This is a genomic window from Promicromonospora sp. NPDC110617 (genome assembly GCF_055598465.1).
This window is the reverse complement of sequence record NZ_JBVKBM010000002.1, coordinates 625,410-648,351: the sequence shown is the minus strand read 5'-3', so window position 1 is coordinate 648,351 and position 22,942 is coordinate 625,410. Positions and strand designations below refer to the sequence as shown.

Here is a 22,942-nt window from a genome sequence, read left to right as displayed (position 1 = left end):
CACATGAACACAGACCTCGACCTGGACGAGACCGTCGACGAGTCCGACCTCGGTGCCGTGGCTTCTGACCTGCTGTCGCGCGTCAGTACGGAACATCTGAGGGTCGGGGTCGTCCGCGACGGCGAGGTCGTCGCAGTCCTCATCGACCCCGACGACGCTCGGATTCTCGAACGCTTGGAGCTGGCTGCCGAGGAGAAGTGGGCGGCCGAGCGGGACCCCGACGACGGGCAGCGTTTCAGCCTCGACGAACTGACGCGAGACCAGGACGCCTGATGGGCCGGTACAGGGTCGAGGTGACGAACGCCGCCGCGCGTGAGCTGCGCAAGCTGGAGAGACAGGATGCTGACCGCGTCAGCAGTGCGATCCGCAGGCTGGAGGACGACCCGCGTCCTCATGGGGCAACCAAGCTGTCGGGCAGGGACGAGTATCGAATCCGGGTCGGTGACCACCGGGTGATCTACGAGATCGACGACGACAAGGTGGTTGTCACCGTCATCAAGATCGGCAACCGCAGGGACGTGTACAAGGGGGCCTGGTAGCGAGGCTGAGGTGTCCGAGACAGGCATGATGACGCGGTGTGCAGCTTGCCCAGCGGCCCGTCAGGCCCAGCGTTCGCCCGTGAGCTGCTCGTAGATCTCGACGTAGCGGGCGCGGGTCTCCTTGACCACGTCGTCCGGGATCTCGGGGCCGGGGTAGGTGCGGTCCCAGCCGGTCAGGGTCGAGGACCAGTCGCGCACGAACTGCTTGTCGTAGGACCACTGGCCGCGGCCCGGCTCGTACTCGCTCGCCTTCCAGAAGCGCGAGGAGTCCGGGGTGAGCACCTCGTCGGCAAGGGTCAGGACGCCGTCGGCGTCGAACCCGAACTCCAGCTTCGTGTCGGCGATGATGACGCCGCGCTCGCGCGCGATCTCGGCGCCGCGGTCATAGATCGCCAGCGTCAGCTCGCGCAGCCGGTCCGTGGTCTCCGCGCCGAGGTCCTGGGCGATCTCCTCGACGGAGATGTACTCGTCGTGCCCCTCGTCCGCCTTGGTGGACGGCGTGAAGACGGGCTGCGGCAGGCGGTCGGCCTCGACCAGGCCCGGGGGGAACGCCACGCCGGACACGCTGCCGGTGGCGTTGTAGCTGTCCAGCCCGCCGCCCGCGAGGTACCCGCGCGCGATGCACTCGACGGGCACGATCGTCAGCTTCTTGCAGCGGATCGCGCGGCCCGCCCACTCCTCGGGCACGTCCTCGCTGATCACGTGGTTGGGCACCAGGTCCGCGAACTGGCGGAACCACCACAGCGAGAGCTGGGTCAGGATCGCGCCCTTGTCGGGTACGGCCGTCGGCAGCACGACGTCATACACCGACACGCGGTCGGAGGCCACCAGGATCACATCGTCGCCGTCCGCGTAGACCTCGCGAACCTTGCCCTTCCGGATCAGTTCCACGCGGCCAAGGTTACCGTCGGTCCTGCGCTGTCCGGCCCGGTGTCCGGCGGCTGCCTCGGCGTCCGCCCCCGGTGTCCGGCCTCTGCTGCGCGGCCTGGCGCCCGCCCCTGGCTAGCCGGGGAGCGCCCCGACGAGCGCCGTGCCCAGGTTCTCCGTGGCGAGGTACGGGTTCAGGTGCGGATGGCGGCTGCCGACGGCGACGTCCCGCCAGAACCGCTGGAGCGTGCCGCCCGCACGGAAGCCGCTCGCGCCGTGGAGGTCGAGCATCCGCTCGAGCGCCGCGCGGCAGTCCCGGCCGGCGTCCGCGAGGTCCAGGGCGAGTCGGGGGACGTCCAGGTCGTCCAGGTCGGCGGCTGCCGCCGTGTCGGCGCTCCGGGCGTCGGCGCTCCGGGCGACCGCGAGCATCGTGCGCTCCGCGCGGTGCACCCGGTGGGCCGCCTCCGCGAGCCACTGCCGGGCGCCGGCCGACTCGCCCATCCGCGAGTACGCGGTCATGAACGGCTTGCGGTCGGAGGCGAACATCTCGGTCGTCGCGTCGAGCGCGCCCTGGGCCGCCCCCACCACCGGACCGAGCACCGTGATCGCGTACAGGAGGCGGTCGGCGGGCGTGAACGGGACCGCGGCCGCCAGCCGTGCGGCGGGTACCAGGACGTCCTCGGCGACCAGCGTGTGACTTCCGGTGCCCCGCATGCCCGCCATGTGCCAGGTGCGGTCCACGGTCAGCTCCGCCGCCGGGACGGCGGCGAACCAGACCGCGCCGTCGACCAGCAGGGCGAGGCCCGCCCACGCGGCGTCCTCGCACCCGGAGACGTTCGGCCAGCGGCCCGTGAGGCGCACGCCCCCCGGCACCCGTTCGCCGCGACCGCCGGGGACGCCCGAGCCGCAGAAGAGCGCGTCCGGGTCGGCGAACAGCTCGGCCGCCGCCGCGCCGGTGAACGCCCTGCCGGCGAGGTTCTTCGAGGTCGCCGAGGTACCGGCCACCCAGGCGGACGACGGGCAGGCCCGGCCCAGGGCGGTCAGGTGCCGGGCGACGGTGACGGTGTCCGCCCCTGCGCCGCCGTGCTCCCTGGGCGTCCGCAGCGCGAGCGCTCCGTGGGCACGCAGCGCGTCCAGGCTCTCGGGGGCGAGGCGCTCGCCCTGCTCGGTCTTCTCGGCGTGGGCGCGCAGGACCTCGACCGGTCCTGCACCGGTGGTGTCGTGCGGTGTGCTGTCGTTCGGTGTCGCGTCGGTCACGACACCGACACAACCATCCCGGGAGAGCGCGGGTCCATGCGCGAGCGGCGCGCCTCCATACGCGGTCGTGCGCCGCACCGGCGTCGATATGATCCGGACATGGACGTGATCGGGGAGGTGGTCCGCTCCGTCCGGGTGGGTCACCCGGGGGCGCGGCTGCTCCGGCCCGCCGACGGCGGTCTCCGGTTCACCGCCTTCGACGGCAGCGGGTTCCACATCGTCCTGGGTGATCCCTGCTGGCTGATCACGGAGCACGACGACCCGGTCGAGCTGCGGCCGGGCGACGTCGTGCTCGCGTCCTCCGGCGCCGAGCACGGTCTCGCCGCCGCGCCCGTCGCCCTGCGGGACCTGCCGGCCCTGGTCCCCGGTCCCTTCCCGCCCGCGACGGGTCCGGCGGCGTTCGAGTTCCTGTGCGGCGCCTACCGGCTGGAGGGCTCGCCGGCCCCGCAGTACCTGCGCACGCTGCCGAACCTGGTGGTCGTCTCGCCGGACCAGGACCGCGCCCCGCGCCTGCGGGCGCTGACGGACCTCCTACGGGCTGAGGTGTCCGCCAACCCTGCGGGCGACGAGGCGACGCTGCCGGCGCTGCTGGACCTGGTCCTCGTGCACGCGCTGCGGCAGTGGCACGAGGAGCACGACGTGGCCGGGGAGCGGCTGACCGACGACCCGGCGGTCGCCGCCGTGCTCCGGCAGATCCACGGGAATCCTGAGCTCCCGTGGACGGTGGACCGCCTGAGCCGGGCCGCGGGGCTGTCGCGCACCGCGTTCTCCCGGCGGTTCACCACCGCCGTCGGACAGCCGCCGATGCGCTACCTGACGTGCTGGCGGATGCAGCGTGCCGCCGCCCTGCTGCGCACGACCGACGCGCCGCTGGCCGCGATCGCGCGGCAGGTCGGGTACGCGACGGAGTTCGCGTTCTCCGCCGCGTTCCGCCGGGAGCGCGGCCTCTCGCCCGGCCAGTTCCGCCGCGCCCCGGAACCGTCCCGGACCGACGGCGTCCTGCCGGCCGGCTGTGCGGAGGGTGGCTGACCTACCCGTCCGCCAGGTCGAGCACCGCGTAGCCGTGCCCGTCCAGGTGCACGACGTCGGGGCCCCCGTCGCCCGCCTCGACCCGGAGGCCCCGGGCGACCAGCGGTCGCGCGTCCCCGGCGCCGTCCAGCGGGAGCCGCACGGCCGCACGGCCCGGGTTGAGCACCACGGCGAGCGAGCCGCCGCGCACGAACGCCAGGGGGTACCCGGTGGCGAGCACCTCGGTCGGCGCCGCGACGTCGAGGCGCGCGTCGCCGTGCCGCAGGGCGATCAGGTCGCGCACCAGGCGGAGCAGCGAGCCGGCGTCGTCCACCTGGGCGGCGACCGTGGGCCGGCCGGGGTCCGGGTCCTGCGGCAGGTACGTCGAGGCCGCGGGCTTGCCGGGCCCGTACGGGTCCGCGGGCAGGTCACCCCACTGCATCGGGGTGCGGGAGCCCGACCGGTCGTAGTTGGGGCCCAGCCGGGAGCCCTCCAGCGTCGGCGTGCCCGGCACGTACCGCATGCCGATCTCGTCGCCGTAGTAGATCGACGGCATCGCGGGCCAGGTCATCGTGAGCACGTGCGCCACCCGGGCCTGCTCGGCGTCGCGCGGGCCCGCGACGAGCCGCGTGAAGTCGTGGTTCGACGTCGGCAGGCCCACCACGCCGCCGCGGCCGGCCGCCGCGATGGCGTCCGTCGCGGCCCGCCAGGCCGAGACGAACGTGGCGGCGTCCCCGGTGCCGTCCGCGCCCGCCCAGGGCGACGGCTCGCCCCAGCCGGGGCTCACCGTGCCCGCGTCGTTGTTCCACAGGGACCGCAGTGGCAGGCCGTCGTCGTCCCCGCCGAACTGGAGGAAGAAGTCGGCGTGGAAGCCCGCGGGGACGGCCACCTTCGGGTCGCCCCACTCGCTGATGAGCACGCGGCCCGGCCACTCGCGGTCCAGCCAGGCGCGCATCTCGTGCCACAGCTTCGCCGTCTCCACGTGGCCGGGGTCGTCCTTGACCAGGGACGCCGCCATGTCCACGCGGAACCCCGCCACCCCGAGCCCGAACCAGTGCGCCATGATCTCGCGCAGCGCGGCCCGGTTGGCCAGCGGGCCCGGGGCGTCGACGGGCTGCCGCCACGGCTCGGCCGGGTCCGTGCGGGCGTAGCCGAAGTTCAGCGCGGGCTGCACGGGGAAGAAGTTGGGCTTGTAGTACCCGCCGCGCGCGCCCGGGCCGGGCTGGAAACCCTCGGCGGGCACGTCGCTCCACACGAACCGGTGGTCGTCCGGGTCGTCGGCCGACGCGCGGAACCAGGGGTGCTGGTCCGACGTGTGGCCGGCCACGAGGTCGAGCAGCACGGAGATGCCCCGCCGTCCGGCCTCCTCGGTCAGCCGCGCCAGGTCCTCGTTGGTGCCGTAGCGCGGCGCGATCGTGAGGAAGTCGGCGACGTCGTACCCGGCGTCGGCGAACGGCGAGACGAAGCACGGGCTGAGCCAGATCGCGTCCACCCCGAGCCAGGCGAGATAGTCCAGGCGCTCGGCGATCCCGGCGAGGTCGCCGATCCCGTCGCCGTTCGCGTCCGCGAAGGACTGCGGGTAGATCTGGTAGAGCACGGTGCGCCCGAGGCGCGGGGCGAGGTCCACGGCGGCGGTCACCTGTCCCACCCTACGGCGAACGTCTCCATCGCAATCAGCGGGCGCACCTCGCGTTCCAGCGCACCCGGGGAGACGTAGCGGCGGACGGCGTCGTCGGCCAGCTCGTTGCCCAGCGCGGCCATGATCATGCCCTGGTCCAGGGACAGGTAGCGCTGCGAGACCTGGCCGCTGCGCACGGCGACGGCGTCGTAGAAGCCGCCCGGGCCGTACGCGTCGAAGTCCGCGGCGATGTTGCGCAGGTTGGCCATCGCGTCACCGTGCGCGTAGCGCAGCGCGAGGAACGAGGCGTGCGGGGTCACGACGCCGTCGCCGTACTCCGTGGGCGCCGGCGAGCCCTCGCGGCAGCCGTCGTACGGCTGGTCGACCGTCGTGCGCTCCTGGTCGGACGTGTAGCCCGGCCCGTCCAGACCGAGCTGGTCCACGCCGTACTCGCGGTACCCGCCGGCCGGGTTGTTCGACGGCGAGAAGCCCCAGTACCCGTAGTCCGCCTCCCGCAGGCCGTGCTCGATCTGACCCTGCACGTACAGCGGGTGGTTGCGGCCCCACGACCGCGGCCCCCACTTCTCCTCCGGCACGAACAGCGGCACCATGAGCGCCTCGAACATGCTGCCGCCCCAGGTCGGCACCACCCGCATGCCCCGGTACGGCAGCGCGCCCTCGAAGACCGGCACCCCCAGGTACTCGGCCCACTCGCCGACCGGGCGCGTCTCGGTCCACGACCAGTCGCACGTGTCGGGGAACGTCCGGTACGTGCCGAAGTAGTGCTCCGCCGGGATCTGCCCCTCGGCGATGCCCAGGTAGGACGCGATGCGCGGCTCCGTGTTGAACGCGCCGTAGTGGTGGCCCGTGTACCAGACGTCGGTGCCCATCGCGCAGTAGTCGCCCGCCACGGGCGCGGTCTCCTGCGGGTCGACGTCCCAGAACCCGCCCCGGATCTGGTTCTGCGCCGGGTCGTAGTAGCAGCCGAAGTCCATGTCCTCGCGCACGGCGTCCGCCGCACGGGCCAGCGACGGCTCCGCGCGCGCCGTCAGCAGCAGGCCCGTGGCGAGCCAGCCGTTGTCCACGCTCGACAGGAACGGCTTGATCCGGTCGCCGCTCGTGGGGAACGTCAGGAGCTTGTCGCCCGTCGCCGGGTCGTACCAGTTGTAGAACATGCCGCTGGGCTCGTGCTTCTCCAGCCCGGCCACGGTGTGCAGCGTGGTCGCCAGGCGCTCGCGGGCCTCGCGGCGGTCGATCAGACCCGTGTCACGCGCCACCACGGTGCTCCACAGGTACGCGCCGATGTTCGTCGGCGAGGTGTAGCCACCGCGGCTGGCCGGGTCCAGGTCACCGCCGATGTTGTCGTCGGGCAGGCCCGTCTCCTCGTCGACCAGGGCCTCGAACGACCGCCAGGTGTCGGCGGCCCAGGTGCGGAGCTGACGGCGGTCCTTCGCCGTGCTCCCGGCCTGGGCTGTGCTCCCGGCCTGGGCCGTGGTCGCCGGGGCGATGGTTGCGGGGGAGGTGGCTCCCGGGGAGATGGCCGACGTCGCCCCCGTGGCGCTCGCCGGCAGTGCGGTGAACGCCAGGGCGGCGACGGCGGCCGTCGCGACCGCGGTGCGGGTTCTTCTGCTCATGGGGTGTCTCCTACGTCGTCGTAGTGGTGACCGGGCAGTGGTGTGACAGGGCAGTGGCGGTGACGCCGGTCAGGCGGGCAGCTCGCCCGTGCGCGCGACCTGGCCGAGCCACGCGAGGCTCGGCTTGGGCGTGCGCACGAAGGTGGTGCGGTCCACGGCGATCAGCCCGAACGTGGGCCGGAAGCCGCTCATCCACTCGTAGTTGTCGAGCAGCGACCAGTGCAGGTAGCCGTCGACGCGGCAGCCGGCGGACATGGCGCGGGCCATGCCCTGCAGGGCGCCGGTCGTGTAGTCGATGCGGCGGGCGTCGTCGGCCGTGGCCATGCCGTTCTCGGTGACGATCATCGGCACGCCGCCGGTGATCTTGTGGGTGTACTCCAGCGCCTCGCCGAGCGCCTGCGGGTAGTACTCCCAGCCGGTCAGCGTCTTCTCGACGTCGTCGCCGAAGGGGACGGGCTCGCCGTCCGCCCCGATGATGGTGCGGAGGTAGCTCTGCACGCCCACGAAGTCGTCGCCGCGGGCGACCTCCAGGAAGAAGTCCTCGCGCGGGTAGGCGTACGCGTCGCGCGCCTCCTGCGCCCCGGGCGCGGCCTGGAACACCTGGTTGGCGATAGCCCACCCGGCCTTGACGTGCCCCAGGCCGTGCAGGATGTCGACGGCGCGGCGGTGGGCCGTCGCCTGGATCTCGGAGGCCGCCTGGTCCGGGGCGGCGAGCCCGGCCGCGTCCAGGTTGGTGCGCCGGCTCGCGCCGAGCATCATCGAGGTGATGTTGGGCTCGTTGATGGTCACCACGTGGCGGACGTCGCCCAGGATCTGGCTGGCCGTCTCCACGTAGCGGCTGAACAGGTCGACGGCGTCGGGCGCGAACCAGCCGCCGCGCTCGGCGAACCACCGCGGCAGCGTGAAGTGCAGGAGCGTGACCATCGGCGTCACGCCCGCCTCCAGGCAGGTGTCGATCATGCGCCGGTAGTGCGCCAGCTGCGCCCGCGAGAACTCGCCCTCGGCCGGTTCGATGCGCGCCCACTCGATCGAGAAGCGGTACGCGTTCAGGCCGGCGTCCGCCAGCAGCGCGATGTCCTCGCCGTAGCGGTGGTAGCTGTCGACGGCGTCGCCGGAGCTCTCCGCGCACAGCGACCCGGCGACGTGCTCCTTGGCCCACCAGTCGCTGTTGGTGTTGCCGCCCTCGATCTGGTGCGCGGCGGTGGAGGCGCCCCACAGGAACTCGGGTGCGGTGGGCAGCGTGATCTGTTCGGTCACGGAAAAACTCCTCGCTGGTACGACTGGCTGGTACGGCTGGGCTGTGGGGTTACTTGAGCCCGGTGGTCGAGATGCCCTGCACGATGTGCCGCTGCAGGGCCAGGAAGACGATGAGGATGGGCAGCACGATGACGGTCGCGCCCGCCACGAGCAGGCCGTACTGCACGGTGTTCTGGCCCGTGGAGTACAGGGCGAGCGCGACGGGCAGCGTGTACTTGTCGGCCGACTGGACGGCGACCAGGGGCCACAGGAAGTTGTTCCAGGACCCGAGGAACGTCAGGATGCCGAGCGTCGCCAGCGCGGGCTTGGTCTGCGGCAGCACGACGGCGAAGAACGTGCGGAACTCGCCGGCCCCGTCGACGCGGGCGGCGTCGAGCAGCTCGTCCGGGATGTCGAGCATGAACTGCCGCATCAGGAACACGCCGAACGGCGCCGCCAGGAACGGCAGGATGAGCGCCGCGTAGGTGTTGATGAGGTCCAGGTTGGCCACGAGCACGAACAGCGGCACGAACGTGACCATGCCGGGGACCATCAGCGTGCCCATGATCAGCAGGAACAGGGCGCGGCGGCCGGGGAAGTCGAGCTTGGCCAGGGCGTAGCCGACCATCGCGCTGAACAGCACCGACCCGACGGTGACGACCAGCGCCACGACCACCGAGTTGGCGAAGAACCGCGGGAAGTCGAGCGTCGCGAACAGCTCGGTGTAGTTGTCCCACGTGGGCTGCTCGGGCAGCAGGGTGGGCGGGAACTGCCGGATCTCGCCCTCGGGCTTGACCGAGGAGACGATCATCCAGACGAGCGGCCCGAACGAGGCCGCGAGGCCCAGCAGGAGCACGACGTTGAGCAGGATCGCGCGCGGGGTGAAGCGGCGGGTGCCGGACCGGCTGGGGCTGGAGGGGTGCGGCGCGGCGCGGCGCGTGCCGGACCGCTCGGTGAGGACCGTCATCACTTCTCCGTCCTGAGCAGGCGGAACTGGAGGTAGGACAGGATCACGATGGCGACGAACAGCACGTAGCTCATCGCGGCCGAGAGGCCGTAGTTCCCGAACCCGAACTGGTTGAAGACCTCGTAGGCCACCGAGTTGGTGGCCCCGAGCGGCCCGCCCTGCGTCATGACGAACGGCTCCTCGAAGAACTGCAGGTAGCCGATGCCGGTGATGACGGCGCAGAACAGCAGGGTGGGCCGCAGCAGCGGCACCGTGATGGACCGGAACTGCCGGACGGCACCCGCGCCGTCGATGGCCGAGGCCTCGTACAGGTCGCGCGGGATGCCCTGCAGCCCGGCCAGCAGGATCACCATGGAGTACCCGACGTTGCGCCAGGTCGCCATCATGATCAGCGACGGCATGGCCCAGACCTCGTCGGTGAGCCAGCGCGGCCCGTCGATCCCGACCAGGCCGAGGGCCGAGTTCACGAGCCCGAAGTCGGGCTGCAGGAGGAACCGCCACACCACCGCCACCGCGACGATCGACGTCACGACCGGGGCGTAGAAGCCCACGCGGAACGCGGACCGGAACCAGACCAGGCCCGAGTTCAGCAGGACCGCCAGCAGCAGCGCCACCCCGAGCGTGAGCGGCATGGCCACCCCGACGAAGTAGAGCGTGTTGCCGGCGGCCTGCTGGAACTTCGGGTCGGCCAGCGCGGCCGCGAAGTTGTCGAACCCCACGAAGTTCACGGCCCAGGGCGTCCGGAGGTCCGCGCCGTGCATGTCGGTGAACGCCATGTACAGCGAGGACGCCACCGGGACCAGCATGAACACGGCGAACAGGATCGTGAAGGGCAGCGCGAAGCCCCAGGCGGCGAGGCCCGTGCGGCGGCGGCGTGCGGAGATGGCCACGGGTCAGTCCAGGCCCGTCCCGATCGAGGTGGCCGCTTCCTGCATCTTGGCGGCGGCTTCCTCCGGGGTCAGGTCGCCCGCGATGGTCTGCTCGATGATGAGGTCGAGCTCGTGCTCGATCTCCGACCAGGTGGGGATCGCGGGGGTGGAGCGCGCGGTCTCCAGCACGCCCTGGTACATGGCCACGGCCTCGTCGTCGGCCAGCGCCGGGTCCTCCCACGAGGCCTGGACCGCGGGCAGGTCGTTCGAGATGCCGAACCAGTCGACCTGGGTGGCCGGGTCGGTGGCGAACTGCACGAACTTCCAGGCGGAGTCGGGGTTCGCGGCGTCCGCGAGGACGGCGAGGTTGGAGCCGCCGATGAACGACGCCGTCGCCTCGTCGGCGGGCAGCGGCACCACGCCGAACTTGTCGGCGAAGTCGTCACCCGCGGTCGTCAGCAGGTTGGCGCGCTCCCAGGGGCCGGAGACGAACGAGCCGAGCTTGCCGTCGACGAAGTTCTGCACCTTCTCCTCCTCGACGAGCACCGGCGGGGCGAGCCCGTCGCGCATGAACGAGGAGTAGTACTCCAGCGCCTTGACCTGGGCGTCGTTGTCGAGCGTGAACTCGCCGGCGTCGTCCAGGATCTCGCCGCCCGCCTGCCAGTAGAACGGGAAGTACATCAGGGCGGTCGAGTTGCCGCGCGTCTGCAGCGCGATGCCGTGCTCGGCCCCGGCGTCCTGCAGCCCGGCCGCGAAGTCGGTCAGGCCCGCCCAGTCCGCGGGCGCCTCGACACCGGCCTCCTCGGCGAGGTCGGTGCGGTAGTACAGCACGCGCGACTCGACGTACCACGGCACGCCGTACGAGGTGCCGTCGACCTCGGTGGTCTCCCAGGCGCCTGGGAAGAACGCCGAGGAGTCGATGTCCTCGGGCGTGGGCGCGAGGCCGTCCAGGCCCACGAAGCCGCTCATCAGGGTGGTGCCGACCTGCATGACGTCGGGCACCTCGCCGGTGGCGATGGCCGTGTTGATCTTCTCGGTGGACGACTCCCACGGCACCGGCGTCACGTTCACCGTGACGTCCGGGTTGTCGGCCTCGAACTGCTCGGCGAGCTCGGGCAGCAGCTCACCCTCCGTACCCATCGCCCACACCTCGACGGTGCCCGTGGCGGGGCCCTCCGAGATGCTGCTGGCGCTGTCTGCCGTGGTGCCGGCCTCGTCGCTGCGTCCGCACCCGGTCAGGGCGAGGGCCAGCGTGAGGGTCGACGCCGTCGCCGCTGCGGCGAGGCGAGGTGTCCTGTTCACGATCACTCCTTTGTTGACCTGCTTCCGAAATTTCGAAGCCGAATCTCGGAAAGACCACGGGAGGTTAGACGGGCCGTCGGGTGGTGTCAACCAGCCCATGGCCTGCTACTGCTTGGTTTACCGGGGCACGCGACGCAATGGGCTACCATCCTGATTTCGGAAACGCTTGCTTCACCGATGTCCGACGGAGGACCCATGGCAACCGACCAGCCGCACATCCCGCTCGCCGTCGTGGCGGCCGAGGCGGGCGTCTCGGTCCCGACGGTCTCCAAGGTCCTCAACGCGCGGCCGGACGTGTCCGGCAAGACCCGGGCGCGCGTCACCGAGGCGCTCGCGCGGCACGGCTACGAGGTCCGCCCGCCGCAGGCCAAGCCCACCGGGATGATCGACGTCCGCATCGTCGACTTCGAGGGGACCTGGTCCGAGGCTGTGGTCCGGGGCGCCGTCGCCGGCGCCCGCCGGTTCGGGCTCGACGTCGTCCTGGCGGTCGAGCCCGACCCCGACGACTGCAGCGCCTGGGTGCGGCACGCGCTGGAGCGCGGCACCGACGGCCTGGTCAGCATCGTCGCGGTGCCCGACGCCGAGGCGCGGCGCGCCCTGGAGCAGACCGGCACGCCGCTCGTCGTCGTCGACCCGCGGCAGCGGCCGCCGGAGGGCATGCTCAGCGTGGGCGCCACCAACTTCCAGGGCGGGCTGGAGGCGACGGCGCACCTGCTGTCGCTGGGTCACACGCGCATCGCGACGATCACCGGCGCGCTGGAGCAGGACAACGCCATCGCGCGGCTCGCGGGCTACCGCGCCGCGATGATCCGCGCCGGCCTGACCACCGACGACGACCTGGTCCACGTGGGCACCTACGGCGTGACCTCCGGGTACGAGGGCGCGCAGCGGCTGCTGGCCCTGGACGACCCGCCCACCGCGATCTTCGCGAGCAGCGACGACACCGCGCTCGGGGCGTTGCGGGCCCTGCGCGAGGCCGGGCTCGTCGTGCCGCGCGACGTCTCGCTCGTGGGCTTCGACGACCTGCCCATCGCACCGTGGATCGACCCGGCGCTCACGACGGTGCGCCAGCCGCTCGCGGAGATGGGCGCCACCGCCGTCGACCTGGTTTACCGCGCCCGCACGGCGAGCGGGCACACGCTGCGCACCGAGCTCGCGACCAGCCTCGTGGTGCGGAGCTCCACCGCGGCGCCGGGTCGCTAGAGCGGCGGTCCTCCCGGCGGCGCCGCGCTCGCGTTCGGGGCGAGCACCAGGTCCGCGCGGGTGCCGTCGGGCAGGGTGAGGGTTCCGGCGACGGGTCGCCCGGACACCCCGGTCACCGCCACCACCTCGCCCGACGGCGCCAGCTCGACCCGCCAGCCCACCGGGAACGCGAGCCACGGGGAGCCGTCGCGGGTCACGCTCACCCGGTCGCCGGCGACGGTCTGCGCCCAGACGCCGGAGCGCGTGGGCCGTTCGTAGGTCAGCGACTCCACGCCGGGCCACCGGCCCGGGTCGGCGGCGGACAGGCCGGTGCACAGCACGCCGCCGTCGGGCAGCTCCAGGACGCCGAAGAACCGTTCGACCGCATCCAGGAAGAACAGCGCGGCGGGGGAGTAGCCCGACCCGTACCCGGCGTCGCCGGTCCACGGGTCGAGGGTCTGCGGGAACCGGTCGGCGCGCAGCAGGGCGTCGAACGCCCCGCGCAGCGCCCGGGCCAGCTCCGCGGTGCGTCCGCGTGCCTCGAACGCGCGCGGCGCCCGCAGCAGCGCGAGGAAGTTCACGGGCCCGCCCCACGAGTTGCGCGTCGCGTCGCGGTCGAACCGGGGGTCGTCCAGGGCCACCGACGTGAACCCGGCCGGCGCCAGGAACCCCCGGGTGCTCAGCAGGTGCCGGCGCAGCAGGCGGTCGAGGAGCGCGTCGTCGCCCACCCCGCACGCCAGGACCCGCAGCAGCACGTCGGTGCGGATCCGCACCGGCTCGCCCGTGGCGTCGAGGTCGTACCAGGTCTCGTCGCCCGCGTCCCACAGGAGGTCCAGCGCCGCCAGGCTGTCCGACGCCGCGGCCCGCCACGGGCGCGGGTCCTCGCCCAGCTCCTGGGCGATCCGGGCGAGGTGGACGCGGCGGGCCCAGGCCTCCGCCGTCAGGTCGGGGGCGACGAACGGGAGCACAGGGTTGCCCGTGTCGAAGCGCGCGGGGTCGCCGTCCGGGCAGGTGTCGGGGACGTGCCAGAAGCGGGGCGAGGCGTCGTGCCCGGTGTCGTAGGTGCAGAACGCCTCGACGCCGCCGGTGCCGCGGGTGTCCCGGTGGGCGGCGACCCAGGCGTCGTCGGCGGCGAGGGCCGCGTACATCTCGCGCAGGTACTCGGTGTCGCGGGCGCCGTCCGCGCCGTCCCCGGGACCCGACCCCGAGCGCAGGTACTGCTCCCACACGCTCCGGGCCAGCGGGGTGACCCGCTGGATCTGCGCGTGGGCGGGCCCATCGTCCGTCACCTTGTAGGGCAGCAGGCCGTCGGCGCGCGCCCCGCGGGCCAGCAGCAGGTGGGTGTCGCGGGCGACGTCGGGCGCGAACCGGCCCAGCACCTCGGTGCTGATGCTGCCCGTGCTCTCCAGCCAGCAGCCCGGGTAGGGGCCGCCCTCGGTGAGAGCCGTGACGAGGGGCTCGGTGCGTGCGCCGCCGGCCGGTCCGGTGTCGGGACCGGCGGCGGAGCCGGGCAGCGGGCGGACGCACGCGGCGACGTCGGCCAGGGCCGCCCGCCAGGTGGTGGCGAGCGCCGTGGCGCGCTCGCCGCCGGTGACGCGCAGAGACGCACCGGCGGCGAGCCGTTCGGGGGTCAGGGACACCGGGCTACTCGAGCGCCGCCGACATGTCTGCGGTCCACGCCTCGGCCGCCTCCTGCGGCGTCATGGTGCCGAAGAGCACCTCGGAGTCGTACAGGATCGTGGTGTCGTTGAGGATCGAGCCGCCCTCGGGCTGCGGGGGAGCGGGCTCGGCCGTCTCGCCGATCTCCTGCACGTACGCGCCGGACTCCGCGTCCTTGGGCGAGAGGTCGTCCTCGATCGCGGAGAACACCTCGGTGTTGAACGGCAGGCCGCGGTCGGCCAGGATCTTCGCTCCCGCCTCCGGGCTGTTGACCAGGTAGTCCACGAGCAGGGCCGCGGCCTCCGGGTGCTCCGACTGGGACGAGACGGCCCAGTACTGCGAGGGCAGCACGGTGACGCCGGGGTGCTCGAACTCCTGCTCGCCGGGGATCTTCAGCAGCACCAGGTCGTCGCCGGACGCGTCCGCGTAGGTGCCCAGCAGGTTCGAGTAGATGAACCCCATCGCGGCCTTGCCGGTGCCCATCAGCGTGAGCTCGGGGGACTGGCCCTGGAACTCCGTGGTGACCTCGGCGGACGGCTGCGCGCCCGACTCGACCAGGCCCTGCTCCAGGTCCCAGAAGTCCACGAGGGTGTCGGTGTCGACGGCGAGCTGCCCGTCCCAGTCGTAGATACCCGTGCCGCGCTGCCCGGCGTAGCTGCCGAGGATGTCGGTCACCTGCATCTCGAACCCGTAGGTGCCGTCGTCGGGGTGCTGGTCCGAGATCTCGGCCGCCAGGTCGGCGAACTCGTCCCAGGTCCACGTCTCGTCGTCCGGCAGCTCGACGCCGGCCTCCTCGAAGATGCGCGGGTTGGCGAGCAGGCCGATCGCGTTGCCGCCGGTCGGGGCGCCGTAGACCGCATCCTCGTACGTGGCGCCGGACAGGGCCGCCTCGTTGAAGGCCGACATGTCGAGCTGCTCGCCCAGGGTGCCGAGGTCCACGAGCGCGCCCTTGGCCCCGTACTCCAGCGGGTAGGCGCCGCCGAGGGCCATGACGTCGGGCGCGTCGCTCGCCGCGGTGGAGGTGGCGATCTTGTCGAAGTACGACTCGAAGTCGCTGGGCTCGGTCTCGACGGTGATGGTGGGGTGCTCGGCCATGAAGTCGGCCACGACGTCGTCGGTGGTCGCGTTCCGATCCGCCTCGCCCCACCAGCTCAGCCGGAGCGTGACCTCCTCGTCGGGGTCGTACTCGCCGCCGCCTCCGCCGGCTCCGGCGGGGTCGACGGCGCAGCCGGCCGTCAGGAGAGTGAGCGTCGCACCCGCGGCGACCAGCGCCGTCGTCGTCCGCCTGGAACCTGCACGTGCTTCTCGCATCCCTGCGCCTCGCTTCATTGCGATCGGGTCCGTGATGGTGGGCGTCAACGTATGCGGGGCTATTGAATCGTGTCAACGATCTGTGCTTCACTTCCCGCAATCGTTATCTAGAACGGTTTCGAAGGCGGGCTCCCAAGGGCGGGGGCGCGTCGAGGACGAGGAGGTCCTGCGTGAGCAGCATCGGTGAGCTGCGCACCCTGGCGCGCGGTCGGCGCCGTCCGGCACCCGGGCCGGACGGGACGGCCGCCCGGAAGATCCGCTACCCCGACGCGAAGGCGGGCTACGCCTTCCTGGCCCCCTGGCTGATCGGCCTGGTGACGTTCACCGTGGGCCCGATCCTGGCCTCGGCGTACCTGTCGCTGACCGACTACAACCTGCTCCAGCCCGCCCAGTTCATCGGGCTGGAGAACTACGCGGACATGCTCGGCGACCGCCGGCTGTGGGCCTCCCTGCGGGTCACCGTGATCTACGTGGTGGTGTCCGTGCCGCTCCAGCTCGCGCTGGCGCTCGCGATCGCCCTGCTGCTGGACCGCGGCATGCGGGGGCTGGCCTTCTACCGGTCCGTGTTCTACCTGCCCTCGCTGCTGGGCGGTTCCGTCGCCGTCGCGATCCTGTGGCGGCAGGTGTTCGGCACGGACGGGCTGGTGAACTGGGTGCTGGCGCTGGTCGGCATCGACGGCCCGGGCTGGATCTCGAACCCGTCCACCGCGCTGAGCACCATCATCGTGCTGCACATCTGGACCTTCGGGTCACCGATGGTGATCTTCCTGGCGGGCCTGCGGCAGATCCCGGCCGTCTACCACGAGGCCGCTCAGGTCGACGGCGCCTCGCCCGGCCGCCGCTTCGTGTCCATCACGCTGCCGCTGCTCAGCCCCATCATCTTCTTCAACCTGGTGCTCCAGGTGATCTTCGCGTTCCAGACCTTCACGCAGGCGTTCATCGTCTCGGGCGGCACCGGCGGGCCGAGCGACTCGACGCTCTTCTTCACGCTGTACCTGTACCGCGAGGGCTTCGGGAACCTGAACATGGGCTACGCCAGCGCGATGGCGTGGTTCCTGCTCACCATCATCTGCGCCTTCACGGCGTTCAACTTCTGGCTGTCGAGGTTCTGGGTGTTCTATGACGACTGAGACGACCGACCCCGCCCTGGTCTCCCGGCCGGCGCCCACGCGGGTGCCCGCACCGCGCCCGCCGGCGCTGCGCCGCCAGGTCCGCAGCGTGCTCAAGCACGCCGGGCTGCTGGTGCTGTCGCTGCTGATGGTCTACCCGCTGATCTGGCTGGTGGTCGCGTCGCTGCGGCCCGACGACGAGATCTTCCGCGACCTCTCGATCCTCCTGACCGACCTGACCGCCGAGAACTACGCCTCCGGCTGGGACGCGCACCGGTACTCGTTCACCCGGTACTTCCTGAACTCCGCGGTGCTCTCGGTCGGGGCGATCCTCGGCAACCTGATCTCCTGCTCGCTGGCGGCGTACGCCTTCGCCCGCCTGCGGTTCCCGCTGCGGACCCTGTGGTTCGCGGTGATGCTGGCGACGATCATGCTGCCCGTCCACGTGGTGATCGTGCCGCAGTACGTGATCTTCGCCCAGCTCGGCTGGATCAACACGTTCCTGCCGCTCGTGGTGCCCAAGTTCCTGGCCACCGACGCGTTCTTCGTCTTCCTCATGGTCCAGTTCATCCGCGGCATCCCGCGCGAGCTGGACGACGCCGCCCGGCTCGACGGCGCCGGCCACCTGCGGATCTTCGGGCAGATCATCCTGCCCCTGATGGTCCCGGCGCTGGCGACCACCACGATCTTCACGTTCATCTGGACGTGGTCGGACTTCTTCGGGCCGCTGATCTACCTGACGTCGCAGGAGAACTGGACGGTGTCGCTGGCGCTGCGCGCGTTCCTGGACGCGACGTCGGAGTCGAACTTCGGCGGCATGTTCGCGATGTCGGTGCTGTCCCTGGTGCCGCTGTTCCTGGCGTTCCTGCTCGGGCAGCGGTACCTGGTCAAGGGGATCGCGACGACGGGGATCAAGTAGGGCGGGTCCCGGCGCGGGGCTTGCTCCCGGCCGGGGCGCGGTCCCGGCCGGGGCCGGTCAGCGCTTCGGCCGGCGCGGCTTCTCGACCTCCGGCAGGGGCAGGCCGCCCGGGCCCTCCTCCGCCGTCGGGATCGCGGGCTCGCCGCGGGCCGCGCGCTCCTTGGCGCTGGCCGCGTACGCGTCCACGTACTCCTGGCCGGACAGTGCGAGGATCGCGTACTCGATCTCGTCGGCGACGGCGCGCAGCACGAACTTGTCGCTCTCCATGCCCTTGTACCGGCTGAAGTCGAGCGGCTCGCCGATCACGGCGCCGAGCGGCATGAACGTCGGGATGGTCTTGCCCACCGGCTGGGCGACCTCGGTGTCGACCATGGCGACGGGGATGACCGGGGCGCCCGACTCGAGCGCCATCCGCGCCACGCCCGTCTTCGCCTTGTAGAGGCGGCCGTCGGGGCTGCGGGTGCCCTCGGGGTAGATGCCGAACAGGCTGCCCTCACGCAGCACGCGCAGACCGGTGCGCAGCGCGGCCTCGCTGGCGGCGCCGCCGGAGCGGTCCACGGGGATGACGCCGATGCCCGTCATGAACCAGGCCACGATCTTGCCCTTGAGGCCCTTGCCGGTGAAGTAGTCGGACTTGCCGAGGAAGGTCACGCGGCGCGAGATCAGGAGCGGCAGGATGAACGAGTCGATCACCGCCAGGTGGTTGCTGGCCACGATCGCGGCGCCGGTCCGGGGCACGTTCTTGCCGCCGACGACCCACGGCTGGTACGCGAGGCGCAGCAGCGGGCCGACCAGCACGTTCCTCATCACCCAGTAGAACAAGATTCCTCCTCAAGACCCGCCCCCGCGGGCCCCCTGACGACAATAGAGTGTGCCCATGGCCGCATCGAACACCGACGACCGAGACGACGACGTGCCCGGCGACACCCCACGCGAGCTGGGCGACGACGACGTGGCATCGCGCTGGGCCGACATCGTCGCCACGCTCGGCGACATGGACGTCTCTCGGGCCGACGGGGAGACCGACGGCGCGGAGAAGTCCGCCGAATCTTCTCAGACATCGCGGCCCGATGACGAGGGCAGCGACGACGCCGGGCGCGCGGACGGCGACCGGTCGGGCGGCGGGTCCGGTGACGCGGGCGCCGGCCGGGGCGGCCGCCAGGTGGGCGGCTGGTCGGACGGCGGCTGGGCCGGTGGCGACTGGACGAGCACGGGCGAGGCGGACACGGCCGACGAGCCGGGCACGGGGCGGGGCGCGTCGTCGGACGCCTCCGCGGCGCGCACGCCCTCCGGCCCGCGCGACTGGCCGCTGTCGCTCGACGCCGAGGCGCTCGAGGAGGCGGAGTCCCACTTCACGCCGCCGGAGCCGCCCGCGCTGCTGTCCCGCGACCCGCTGCTCACGATGGCGTGGAGCTTCGTGGTCGGCGTGCCCGTGCTCGCGGTGATCGGCATGATCGTGTCCGCGGCGGTGCCCGCCATCTCCATCCCGCCGCTCGCGGGTCAGATCGGGCTCGGCCTGTTCGTCGCCGGCCTGGGCGTGCTGATCTGGCGCATGCCGCACCAGCGCGACCCCGACGACGACGGCCCGGGCGCCGTCGTCTGAACCGGAGGCGCAGTGCAGGGTGAGGGCCGAGGTACGAGGCATCTCGCCCGGAGCGGAGCCGCAGGTTCAGACGACAGAGAACATCGTCTGAACTGGAGGCGCAGTGCAGGGTGAGGGCCGAGGTACGAGGCATCTCGCCCGGAGCGGAGCCGCAGGTTCAGACGACAGAGAACATCGTCTAGCAGGCCCGAACGAGTCAGACCCACAGATCACCCGGGTGACCTGTGGGTCTGACACGTTTCCTGGCCCGTTCGAGGCGGGCCGGGGCGGGTGGGTCTAGCGGCGCGCGAGGTCTGCCGCGCCGACGATGCCGGCCTCGTTGCCGTGCTCGGCCAGCTCGATCTTGGCCACGGGCCGGTGGCCCATCGCCGAGAGCTGTGCCTCGAAGCCGCGCCGCACCGGGCCGAGCAGCAGGTCGCCGGCCGCGCCGACGCCACCGCCGATCACGATGAGCTCGGGGTCCAGCAGGGCCGCGACCGACGCGGAGCCCTCGCCGATCCAGCGCCCGAGGGTCGCGAGCAGCTCGATCGACAGCTCGTCGCCCTCCTGGGCGGCCTCGGTCACCATCTTGCCGCGGATCTTCTCCGGGTCGCCGCCGGCGAGCTCGAGCAGGCGGTCCGCCTGGTCCACCCGGGCGACGGCGGCGTGCTGGGCGTCGCGCTCCAGGGCGCTGCCCGACGCGTACTGCTCCCAGCAGCCCTCGTGGCCGCACCCGCAGTAGTGGCCCTCCGGCACGACGCGCATGTGCCCGACCTCGGCCGCCATGCCCCACTTGCCGCGCACGAGCTCCCGCTCGGAGATGACGGCGCCGCCCAGGCCGGTGCCGACCGTGAGCATCAGCATGTCGGTGGCCTCGCGGCCCGCGCCGAACCGGAACTCGGCCCAGCCGGCGGCGTTGGCGTCGTTCTCCACGACGATCGGCAGGTCGGCGTCCACGAGCTCGGCGACCTTCGCGGCCAGCGGGTACTCCCGCCAGGCGATGTTGGGCGCGAAGTTCACGGACGTGCGGTCCGGGCTGACGAAGCCGGCAGCGGCCAGGCCGATCGCCCCGACCTCGTGCTCCTTGACGAGCTCGTTGCACGCGTCCGCGATGGCCCTGTCGATGTGCGCGACGTCGTCGGCGTCGGTCTCCCGGCGCACCTGGGCGAGGATCTTGCCCTCCTCGTCGACGACTCCCACAGCGATCTTGGTGCCGCCGATGTCGACCCCGATGGCGTGCATTCGTCCTCACGTTCTCTCGTTGCGCGACGGCCGCGTGGACCGTCGAAAAGGGGGCTGCACCGAGAAGGTGCGCACACCCAGGGTAGCGACCGCGCGGAGTGCAACACGCGGAGTCCGTTTCCCGGTATCTTTGCAGGCACGGTCAGTACTGCCACTGGAGTCAGAATGGACGAGATCTTCAGCCCGATCCTCATCGAGCTGCCCCCCACCTCCAATCTCAACGATGTGCTCGCCGAGCGGGTCGGCGCCGGCGCCGACAAGCCGATGATGGAGGTTCCTGCGGGGAAGGGCGAGCCCTGGCGGGTCGTCAGTGCCGGCGAGTTCGACGCCCAGGTGGTCGCTGTGGCGAAGGGCCTGGTGGCCCACGGGATCGAGCCCGGCGACCGCGTCGGCATCATGTGCCGCACGCGGTACGAGTGGGCTGTGCTGGACTTCGCGGCGTGGGCCGCGGGCGCGGTGCCCGTCCCGGTCTACGAGACCTCCTCGGCCGAGCAGGTCGAGTGGATCCTGTCCGACGCCGAGGTGAAGCTGGTCTTCGCCGAGACCGCGGCCAACGCCGCGACCGTCGCCGAGGTGCGCGACGCGACCCCGCTCGTGACCGACGTGCTCGTCATCGACGACGGTGCGCTCGACGCGGTCGCGGCCGAGGGCGCGGACGTGTCCGACGACGAGATCGCCCGGCGCCGGGGCCTGTCCGGCCTCGACGACCTGGCCACGATCATCTACACCTCGGGGACCACGGGTCGTCCCAAGGGCGCCGAGCTGACGCACCGCAACTTCGCGTCGCTCGCCGTGAACGCCGTCGAGGCCGTGCCGGAGGTGTTCGCCAAGGAGGGCGGACGCACCCTCCTGTTCATCCCGATGGCGCACGTGTTCGCGCGCTACATCCACGTGCTCGCGGTCGCCGGCGGTGTCGTCACCGGGCACTGGGGCGACACGTCGACGCTGGTCGACGCGCTGGGCGAGTTCAAGCCGACCTTCATCCTCGCAGTGCCGCGGGTGTTCGAGAAGGTCTACAACACGGCGGAGCAGACGGCGGCGGCCGGCGGCAAGTCGAAGATCTTCCACTGGGCCACGGCGACGGGCATCGCGTGGTCGCGGGCGCTCGACACGCCGTCCGGCCCGGGGCTGGGCCTGCGGCTGCAGCACGCCGTCGCCAGCGCGCTGGTCTTCTCCAAGCTGCGCGCCAAGCTGGGCGGGCGCGCGGAGTTCGCGGTCTCGGGCGGCGGCCCGCTCGGCGAGCGGCTCGGCCACTTCTACCGGGGCCTGGGCCTGAAGGTGCTCGAGGGCTACGGCCTCACGGAGTCCACCGCGCCGACCAGCGTGAACCGCCCCACGGCGACCAAGATCGGCTCGGTCGGTCTGCAGCTCCCGGGCTGCGGCGTCAAGATCGCCGAGGACAGCGAGATCCTGCTCAAGGGCCACCATATCTTCCGGGCGTACCACAAGAACGAGGCCGCCACGGCGGAGGCGTTCACGGAGGACGGCTGGTTCCGCACGGGCGACCTGGGCGTGCTGGACGACGACGGGTTCCTCACGATCACCGGCCGCAAGAAGGAGATCATCGTCACGGCCGGCGGCAAGAACGTGGCGCCCTCGATGCTGGAGGACCGCATCCGCGCGCACGCCCTGGTGAGCCAGTGCGTCGTGGTCGGCGACGGCAAGCCGTTCATCGGGGCGCTCTTCACGCTCGACGCCGAGGGCCTGCCGGGCTGGCTCAAGATGCACGGCAAGCCGGCGATGTCGGTCGACGAGGCGCGCAAGGACCCCGACGTCCTCGCGGCCCTCGACGGCGCGGTGCAGCGGGCGAACAAGGCGGTCTCGAAGGCCGAGTCGATCCGCAAGTACACGGTGCTGGCGGGCGACCTGACGATCGAGAACGGGTACCTCACGCCCAAGCAGAGCGTGAAGCGGGCGGTGTTCCTCAAGGACTTCGACGCCGACGTCGAGCGCCTGTACGCCGACAAGAACAAGGACAGCCTGCACCTCCTCAACTGAGGGTCCTCGCTGGTCGAGCTTGTCGAGACCGGTCTCGACAAGCTCGACCAGCGGGTGGGCGAGCTCGACCAGCGGTCTAGCCGTTGGTGAACGAGATCCAGGTGTCCGGCGGCAGGTCCGGGCGGCCCGGGACGGCGCGGTGCTCCTCCGTCCAGGCCGCGCCGACGGCGTCCGTGGCCACCGCCCGCCAGAACTGCACGGCCGGCGGGTTGGCGTCCTGGAACGCGATCTCCCAGCGGCCGGGGAACGCGGCGAGCACATGGGCCGCGAGCTCCCGCCCGACACCGATCCGGCGCACGCCGCGCACCACGAAGAACGAGCTGAGCACCCGGGTCGGCCCGTCGAGCCCGCGCACCAGCGCGAACCCGACCGGCGACGGCGGCGCGCCCGCGGGCTCCAGGTGCGCGACGACGCCGCGCCAGCCGGGGTCGGTGAACGCCGCGTCCAGGCGCTCGCGCCGGAACTGGCCGGTCGCGTCGGGCAATGCACCGGAGACCTCGGACATGTCGTGCCGGAACAGGAGCCAGAGCCGTTCGAGCACGGGCTGGTCCGCCGCCGTCGTCGGGCGGAGGGTGAGCCGGGCGGGCGGGGTCTGCGGTGACTTCATCGTGTTCGTCATAACGGAAAGCCTCCCGGGCCGCTG

Annotated in this window: 21 protein-coding genes; 8 read left to right on the top strand and 13 right to left on the bottom strand. The window is 72.2% G+C overall.

The annotated features are described in order from the left end of the window. Nucleotides 1-3 precede the first annotated feature (3 nt). Nucleotides 4-273, top strand: coding sequence for a hypothetical protein (locus ACZ7LE_RS13610; RefSeq protein WP_470403798.1), 270 nt, complete (start codon nt 4-6; stop codon nt 271-273). A gap of 20 nt (nt 274-293) precedes the next feature. Continuing rightward, on the top strand, nt 294-539 hold the full coding sequence (locus ACZ7LE_RS13605) for a type II toxin-antitoxin system RelE family toxin (RefSeq protein ID WP_377229358.1): 246 nt from the start codon (nt 294-296) through the stop codon (nt 537-539). A 60-nt stretch (nt 540-599) separates the two neighbouring features. Here the strand turns inward: ACZ7LE_RS13605 and ACZ7LE_RS13600 are convergent, their stop codons facing one another. Together ACZ7LE_RS13600 and ACZ7LE_RS13595 are read right to left on the bottom strand one after the other, a co-directional pair. Beyond that, the gene (locus tag ACZ7LE_RS13600; protein ID WP_470403797.1) at nt 600-1,430 is read right to left on the bottom strand and encodes a phosphoribosylaminoimidazolesuccinocarboxamide synthase; all 831 of its coding nucleotides are present in this window, start codon (nt 1,428-1,430) and stop codon (nt 600-602) included. Nucleotides 1,431-1,541: 111 nt separating this feature from the next. Then, nucleotides 1,542-2,663 (bottom strand): acyl-CoA dehydrogenase family protein, encoded by a 1,122-nt coding sequence (locus ACZ7LE_RS13595; protein ID WP_470403796.1) that lies wholly within the window; start codon nt 2,661-2,663, stop codon nt 1,542-1,544. Between the two features lie 99 nt (nt 2,664-2,762). Here ACZ7LE_RS13595 and ACZ7LE_RS13590 point away from each other — a divergent pair, with 99 nt between their 5' ends. Then, entirely contained in the window at nt 2,763-3,692 is a 930-nt protein-coding gene (locus ACZ7LE_RS13590) for an AraC family transcriptional regulator (RefSeq protein ID WP_470403795.1), read from the top strand. Nucleotide 3,693: 1 nt separating this feature from the next. Here the strand turns inward: ACZ7LE_RS13590 and ACZ7LE_RS13585 are convergent, their stop codons facing one another. The 6 genes from ACZ7LE_RS13585 to ACZ7LE_RS13560 all read right to left on the bottom strand — a co-directional run bounded on the left by ACZ7LE_RS13585 (nt 3,694) and on the right by ACZ7LE_RS13560 (nt 11,297). Further along, on the bottom strand, nt 3,694-5,310 hold the full coding sequence (locus ACZ7LE_RS13585) for an alpha-amylase family glycosyl hydrolase (protein ID WP_470403794.1): 1,617 nt from the start codon (nt 5,308-5,310) through the stop codon (nt 3,694-3,696). After that, the gene (locus tag ACZ7LE_RS13580) at nt 5,307-6,923 is read right to left on the bottom strand and encodes a glucoamylase family protein (protein ID WP_470403793.1); all 1,617 of its coding nucleotides are present in this window, start codon (nt 6,921-6,923) and stop codon (nt 5,307-5,309) included. Before ACZ7LE_RS13580 ends, ACZ7LE_RS13585 begins: the two co-directional genes overlap by 4 nt. A 69-nt stretch (nt 6,924-6,992) precedes the next feature. Beyond that, complete coding sequence (locus tag ACZ7LE_RS13575) at nt 6,993-8,180, bottom strand: glycoside hydrolase family 1 protein (protein WP_470403792.1); 1,188 nt, start codon at nt 8,178-8,180, stop codon at nt 6,993-6,995. 49 nt (nt 8,181-8,229) lie between these two features. Next, nucleotides 8,230-9,126 carry a carbohydrate ABC transporter permease gene (locus ACZ7LE_RS13570; RefSeq protein WP_470403791.1) on the bottom strand — a complete coding sequence of 299 codons (897 nt, stop codon included), beginning with the start codon at nt 9,124-9,126 and terminating at the stop codon, nt 8,230-8,232. Beyond that, complete coding sequence (locus ACZ7LE_RS13565; RefSeq protein WP_470403790.1) at nt 9,126-10,016, bottom strand: carbohydrate ABC transporter permease; 891 nt, start codon at nt 10,014-10,016, stop codon at nt 9,126-9,128. The genes ACZ7LE_RS13570 and ACZ7LE_RS13565 overlap by 1 nt, the downstream gene beginning before the upstream one ends. A 3-nt stretch (nt 10,017-10,019) precedes the next feature. Further along, a complete protein-coding gene (locus ACZ7LE_RS13560) occupies nt 10,020-11,297 on the bottom strand; it encodes an extracellular solute-binding protein (protein ID WP_470403789.1) in 1,278 nt (425 codons plus the stop codon). A 195-nt stretch (nt 11,298-11,492) separates the two neighbouring features. Here ACZ7LE_RS13560 and ACZ7LE_RS13555 point away from each other — a divergent pair, with 195 nt between their 5' ends. Beyond that, nucleotides 11,493-12,500, top strand: a complete 1,008-nt coding sequence (locus ACZ7LE_RS13555) for a LacI family DNA-binding transcriptional regulator (protein WP_470403788.1) — start codon at nt 11,493-11,495, stop codon at nt 12,498-12,500. On the opposite strand, the gene ACZ7LE_RS13550 is transcribed toward ACZ7LE_RS13555, so the two are convergent. Continuing rightward, nucleotides 12,497-14,119, bottom strand: coding sequence for an MGH1-like glycoside hydrolase domain-containing protein (locus tag ACZ7LE_RS13550; RefSeq protein WP_470403787.1), 1,623 nt, complete (start codon nt 14,117-14,119; stop codon nt 12,497-12,499). The genes ACZ7LE_RS13555 and ACZ7LE_RS13550 overlap by 4 nt on opposite strands. 4 nt (nt 14,120-14,123) lie before the next feature. Then, the gene (locus ACZ7LE_RS13545) at nt 14,124-15,449 is read right to left on the bottom strand and encodes an ABC transporter substrate-binding protein (protein WP_470403786.1); all 1,326 of its coding nucleotides are present in this window, start codon (nt 15,447-15,449) and stop codon (nt 14,124-14,126) included. 254 nt (nt 15,450-15,703) lie between these two features. On the opposite strand from ACZ7LE_RS13545, the gene ACZ7LE_RS13540 reads away from it, so the two are divergent. Then, on the top strand, nt 15,704-16,579 hold the full coding sequence (locus tag ACZ7LE_RS13540; RefSeq protein ID WP_470404550.1) for a carbohydrate ABC transporter permease: 876 nt from the start codon (nt 15,704-15,706) through the stop codon (nt 16,577-16,579). After that, the gene (locus tag ACZ7LE_RS13535; RefSeq protein WP_470403785.1) at nt 16,569-17,477 is read left to right on the top strand and encodes a carbohydrate ABC transporter permease; all 909 of its coding nucleotides are present in this window, start codon (nt 16,569-16,571) and stop codon (nt 17,475-17,477) included. Before ACZ7LE_RS13540 ends, ACZ7LE_RS13535 begins: the two co-directional genes overlap by 11 nt. Before the next feature lie 57 nt (nt 17,478-17,534). Here ACZ7LE_RS13535 and ACZ7LE_RS13530 read toward each other — a convergent pair whose 3' ends face one another. Then, complete coding sequence (locus ACZ7LE_RS13530; RefSeq protein WP_470403784.1) at nt 17,535-18,299, bottom strand: lysophospholipid acyltransferase family protein; 765 nt, start codon at nt 18,297-18,299, stop codon at nt 17,535-17,537. Between the two features lie 55 nt (nt 18,300-18,354). Between ACZ7LE_RS13530 and ACZ7LE_RS13525 the strand changes: the two genes are divergently transcribed. Next, nucleotides 18,355-19,080 carry a hypothetical protein gene (locus ACZ7LE_RS13525; protein WP_470403783.1) on the top strand — a complete coding sequence of 242 codons (726 nt, stop codon included), beginning with the start codon at nt 18,355-18,357 and terminating at the stop codon, nt 19,078-19,080. Nucleotides 19,081-19,356: 276 nt separating this feature from the next. Here ACZ7LE_RS13525 and ACZ7LE_RS13520 read toward each other — a convergent pair whose 3' ends face one another. Beyond that, on the bottom strand, nt 19,357-20,301 hold the full coding sequence (locus ACZ7LE_RS13520) for an ROK family glucokinase (RefSeq protein ID WP_285104375.1): 945 nt from the start codon (nt 20,299-20,301) through the stop codon (nt 19,357-19,359). A gap of 165 nt (nt 20,302-20,466) precedes the next feature. Here ACZ7LE_RS13520 and ACZ7LE_RS13515 point away from each other — a divergent pair, with 165 nt between their 5' ends. Further along, nucleotides 20,467-22,299: an AMP-dependent synthetase/ligase gene (locus ACZ7LE_RS13515; RefSeq protein ID WP_470403782.1), complete on the top strand. Its 1,833-nt coding sequence runs from the start codon at nt 20,467-20,469 to the stop codon at nt 22,297-22,299. A gap of 76 nt (nt 22,300-22,375) precedes the next feature. On the opposite strand, the gene ACZ7LE_RS13510 is transcribed toward ACZ7LE_RS13515, so the two are convergent. Continuing rightward, nucleotides 22,376-22,918, bottom strand: coding sequence for a GNAT family N-acetyltransferase (locus ACZ7LE_RS13510; RefSeq protein WP_470403781.1), 543 nt, complete (start codon nt 22,916-22,918; stop codon nt 22,376-22,378). Nucleotides 22,919-22,942: the final 24 nt, after the last annotated feature.

Coding starts and splice junctions, on each gene's coding strand:
- ACZ7LE_RS13610 (WP_470403798.1), top strand. CDS start 4: ATGAACACAGACCTCGACCTGGACGAGACCGTCGACGAGTCCGACCTC.
- ACZ7LE_RS13590 (WP_470403795.1), top strand. CDS start 2,763: ATGGACGTGATCGGGGAGGTGGTCCGCTCCGTCCGGGTGGGTCACCCG.
- ACZ7LE_RS13580 (WP_470403793.1), bottom strand. CDS start 6,923: ATGAGCAGAAGAACCCGCACCGCGGTCGCGACGGCCGCCGTCGCCGCC.
- ACZ7LE_RS13570 (WP_470403791.1), bottom strand. CDS start 9,126: ATGACGGTCCTCACCGAGCGGTCCGGCACGCGCCGCGCCGCGCCGCAC.
- ACZ7LE_RS13555 (WP_470403788.1), top strand. CDS start 11,493: ATGGCAACCGACCAGCCGCACATCCCGCTCGCCGTCGTGGCGGCCGAG.
- ACZ7LE_RS13545 (WP_470403786.1), bottom strand. CDS start 15,449: ATGCGAGAAGCACGTGCAGGTTCCAGGCGGACGACGACGGCGCTGGTC.
- ACZ7LE_RS13535 (WP_470403785.1), top strand. CDS start 16,569: ATGACGACTGAGACGACCGACCCCGCCCTGGTCTCCCGGCCGGCGCCC.
- ACZ7LE_RS13525 (WP_470403783.1), top strand. CDS start 18,355: ATGGCCGCATCGAACACCGACGACCGAGACGACGACGTGCCCGGCGAC.
- ACZ7LE_RS13520 (WP_285104375.1), bottom strand. CDS start 20,301: ATGCACGCCATCGGGGTCGACATCGGCGGCACCAAGATCGCTGTGGGA.
- ACZ7LE_RS13515 (WP_470403782.1), top strand. CDS start 20,467: ATGGACGAGATCTTCAGCCCGATCCTCATCGAGCTGCCCCCCACCTCC.
- ACZ7LE_RS13510 (WP_470403781.1), bottom strand. CDS start 22,918: ATGACGAACACGATGAAGTCACCGCAGACCCCGCCCGCCCGGCTCACC.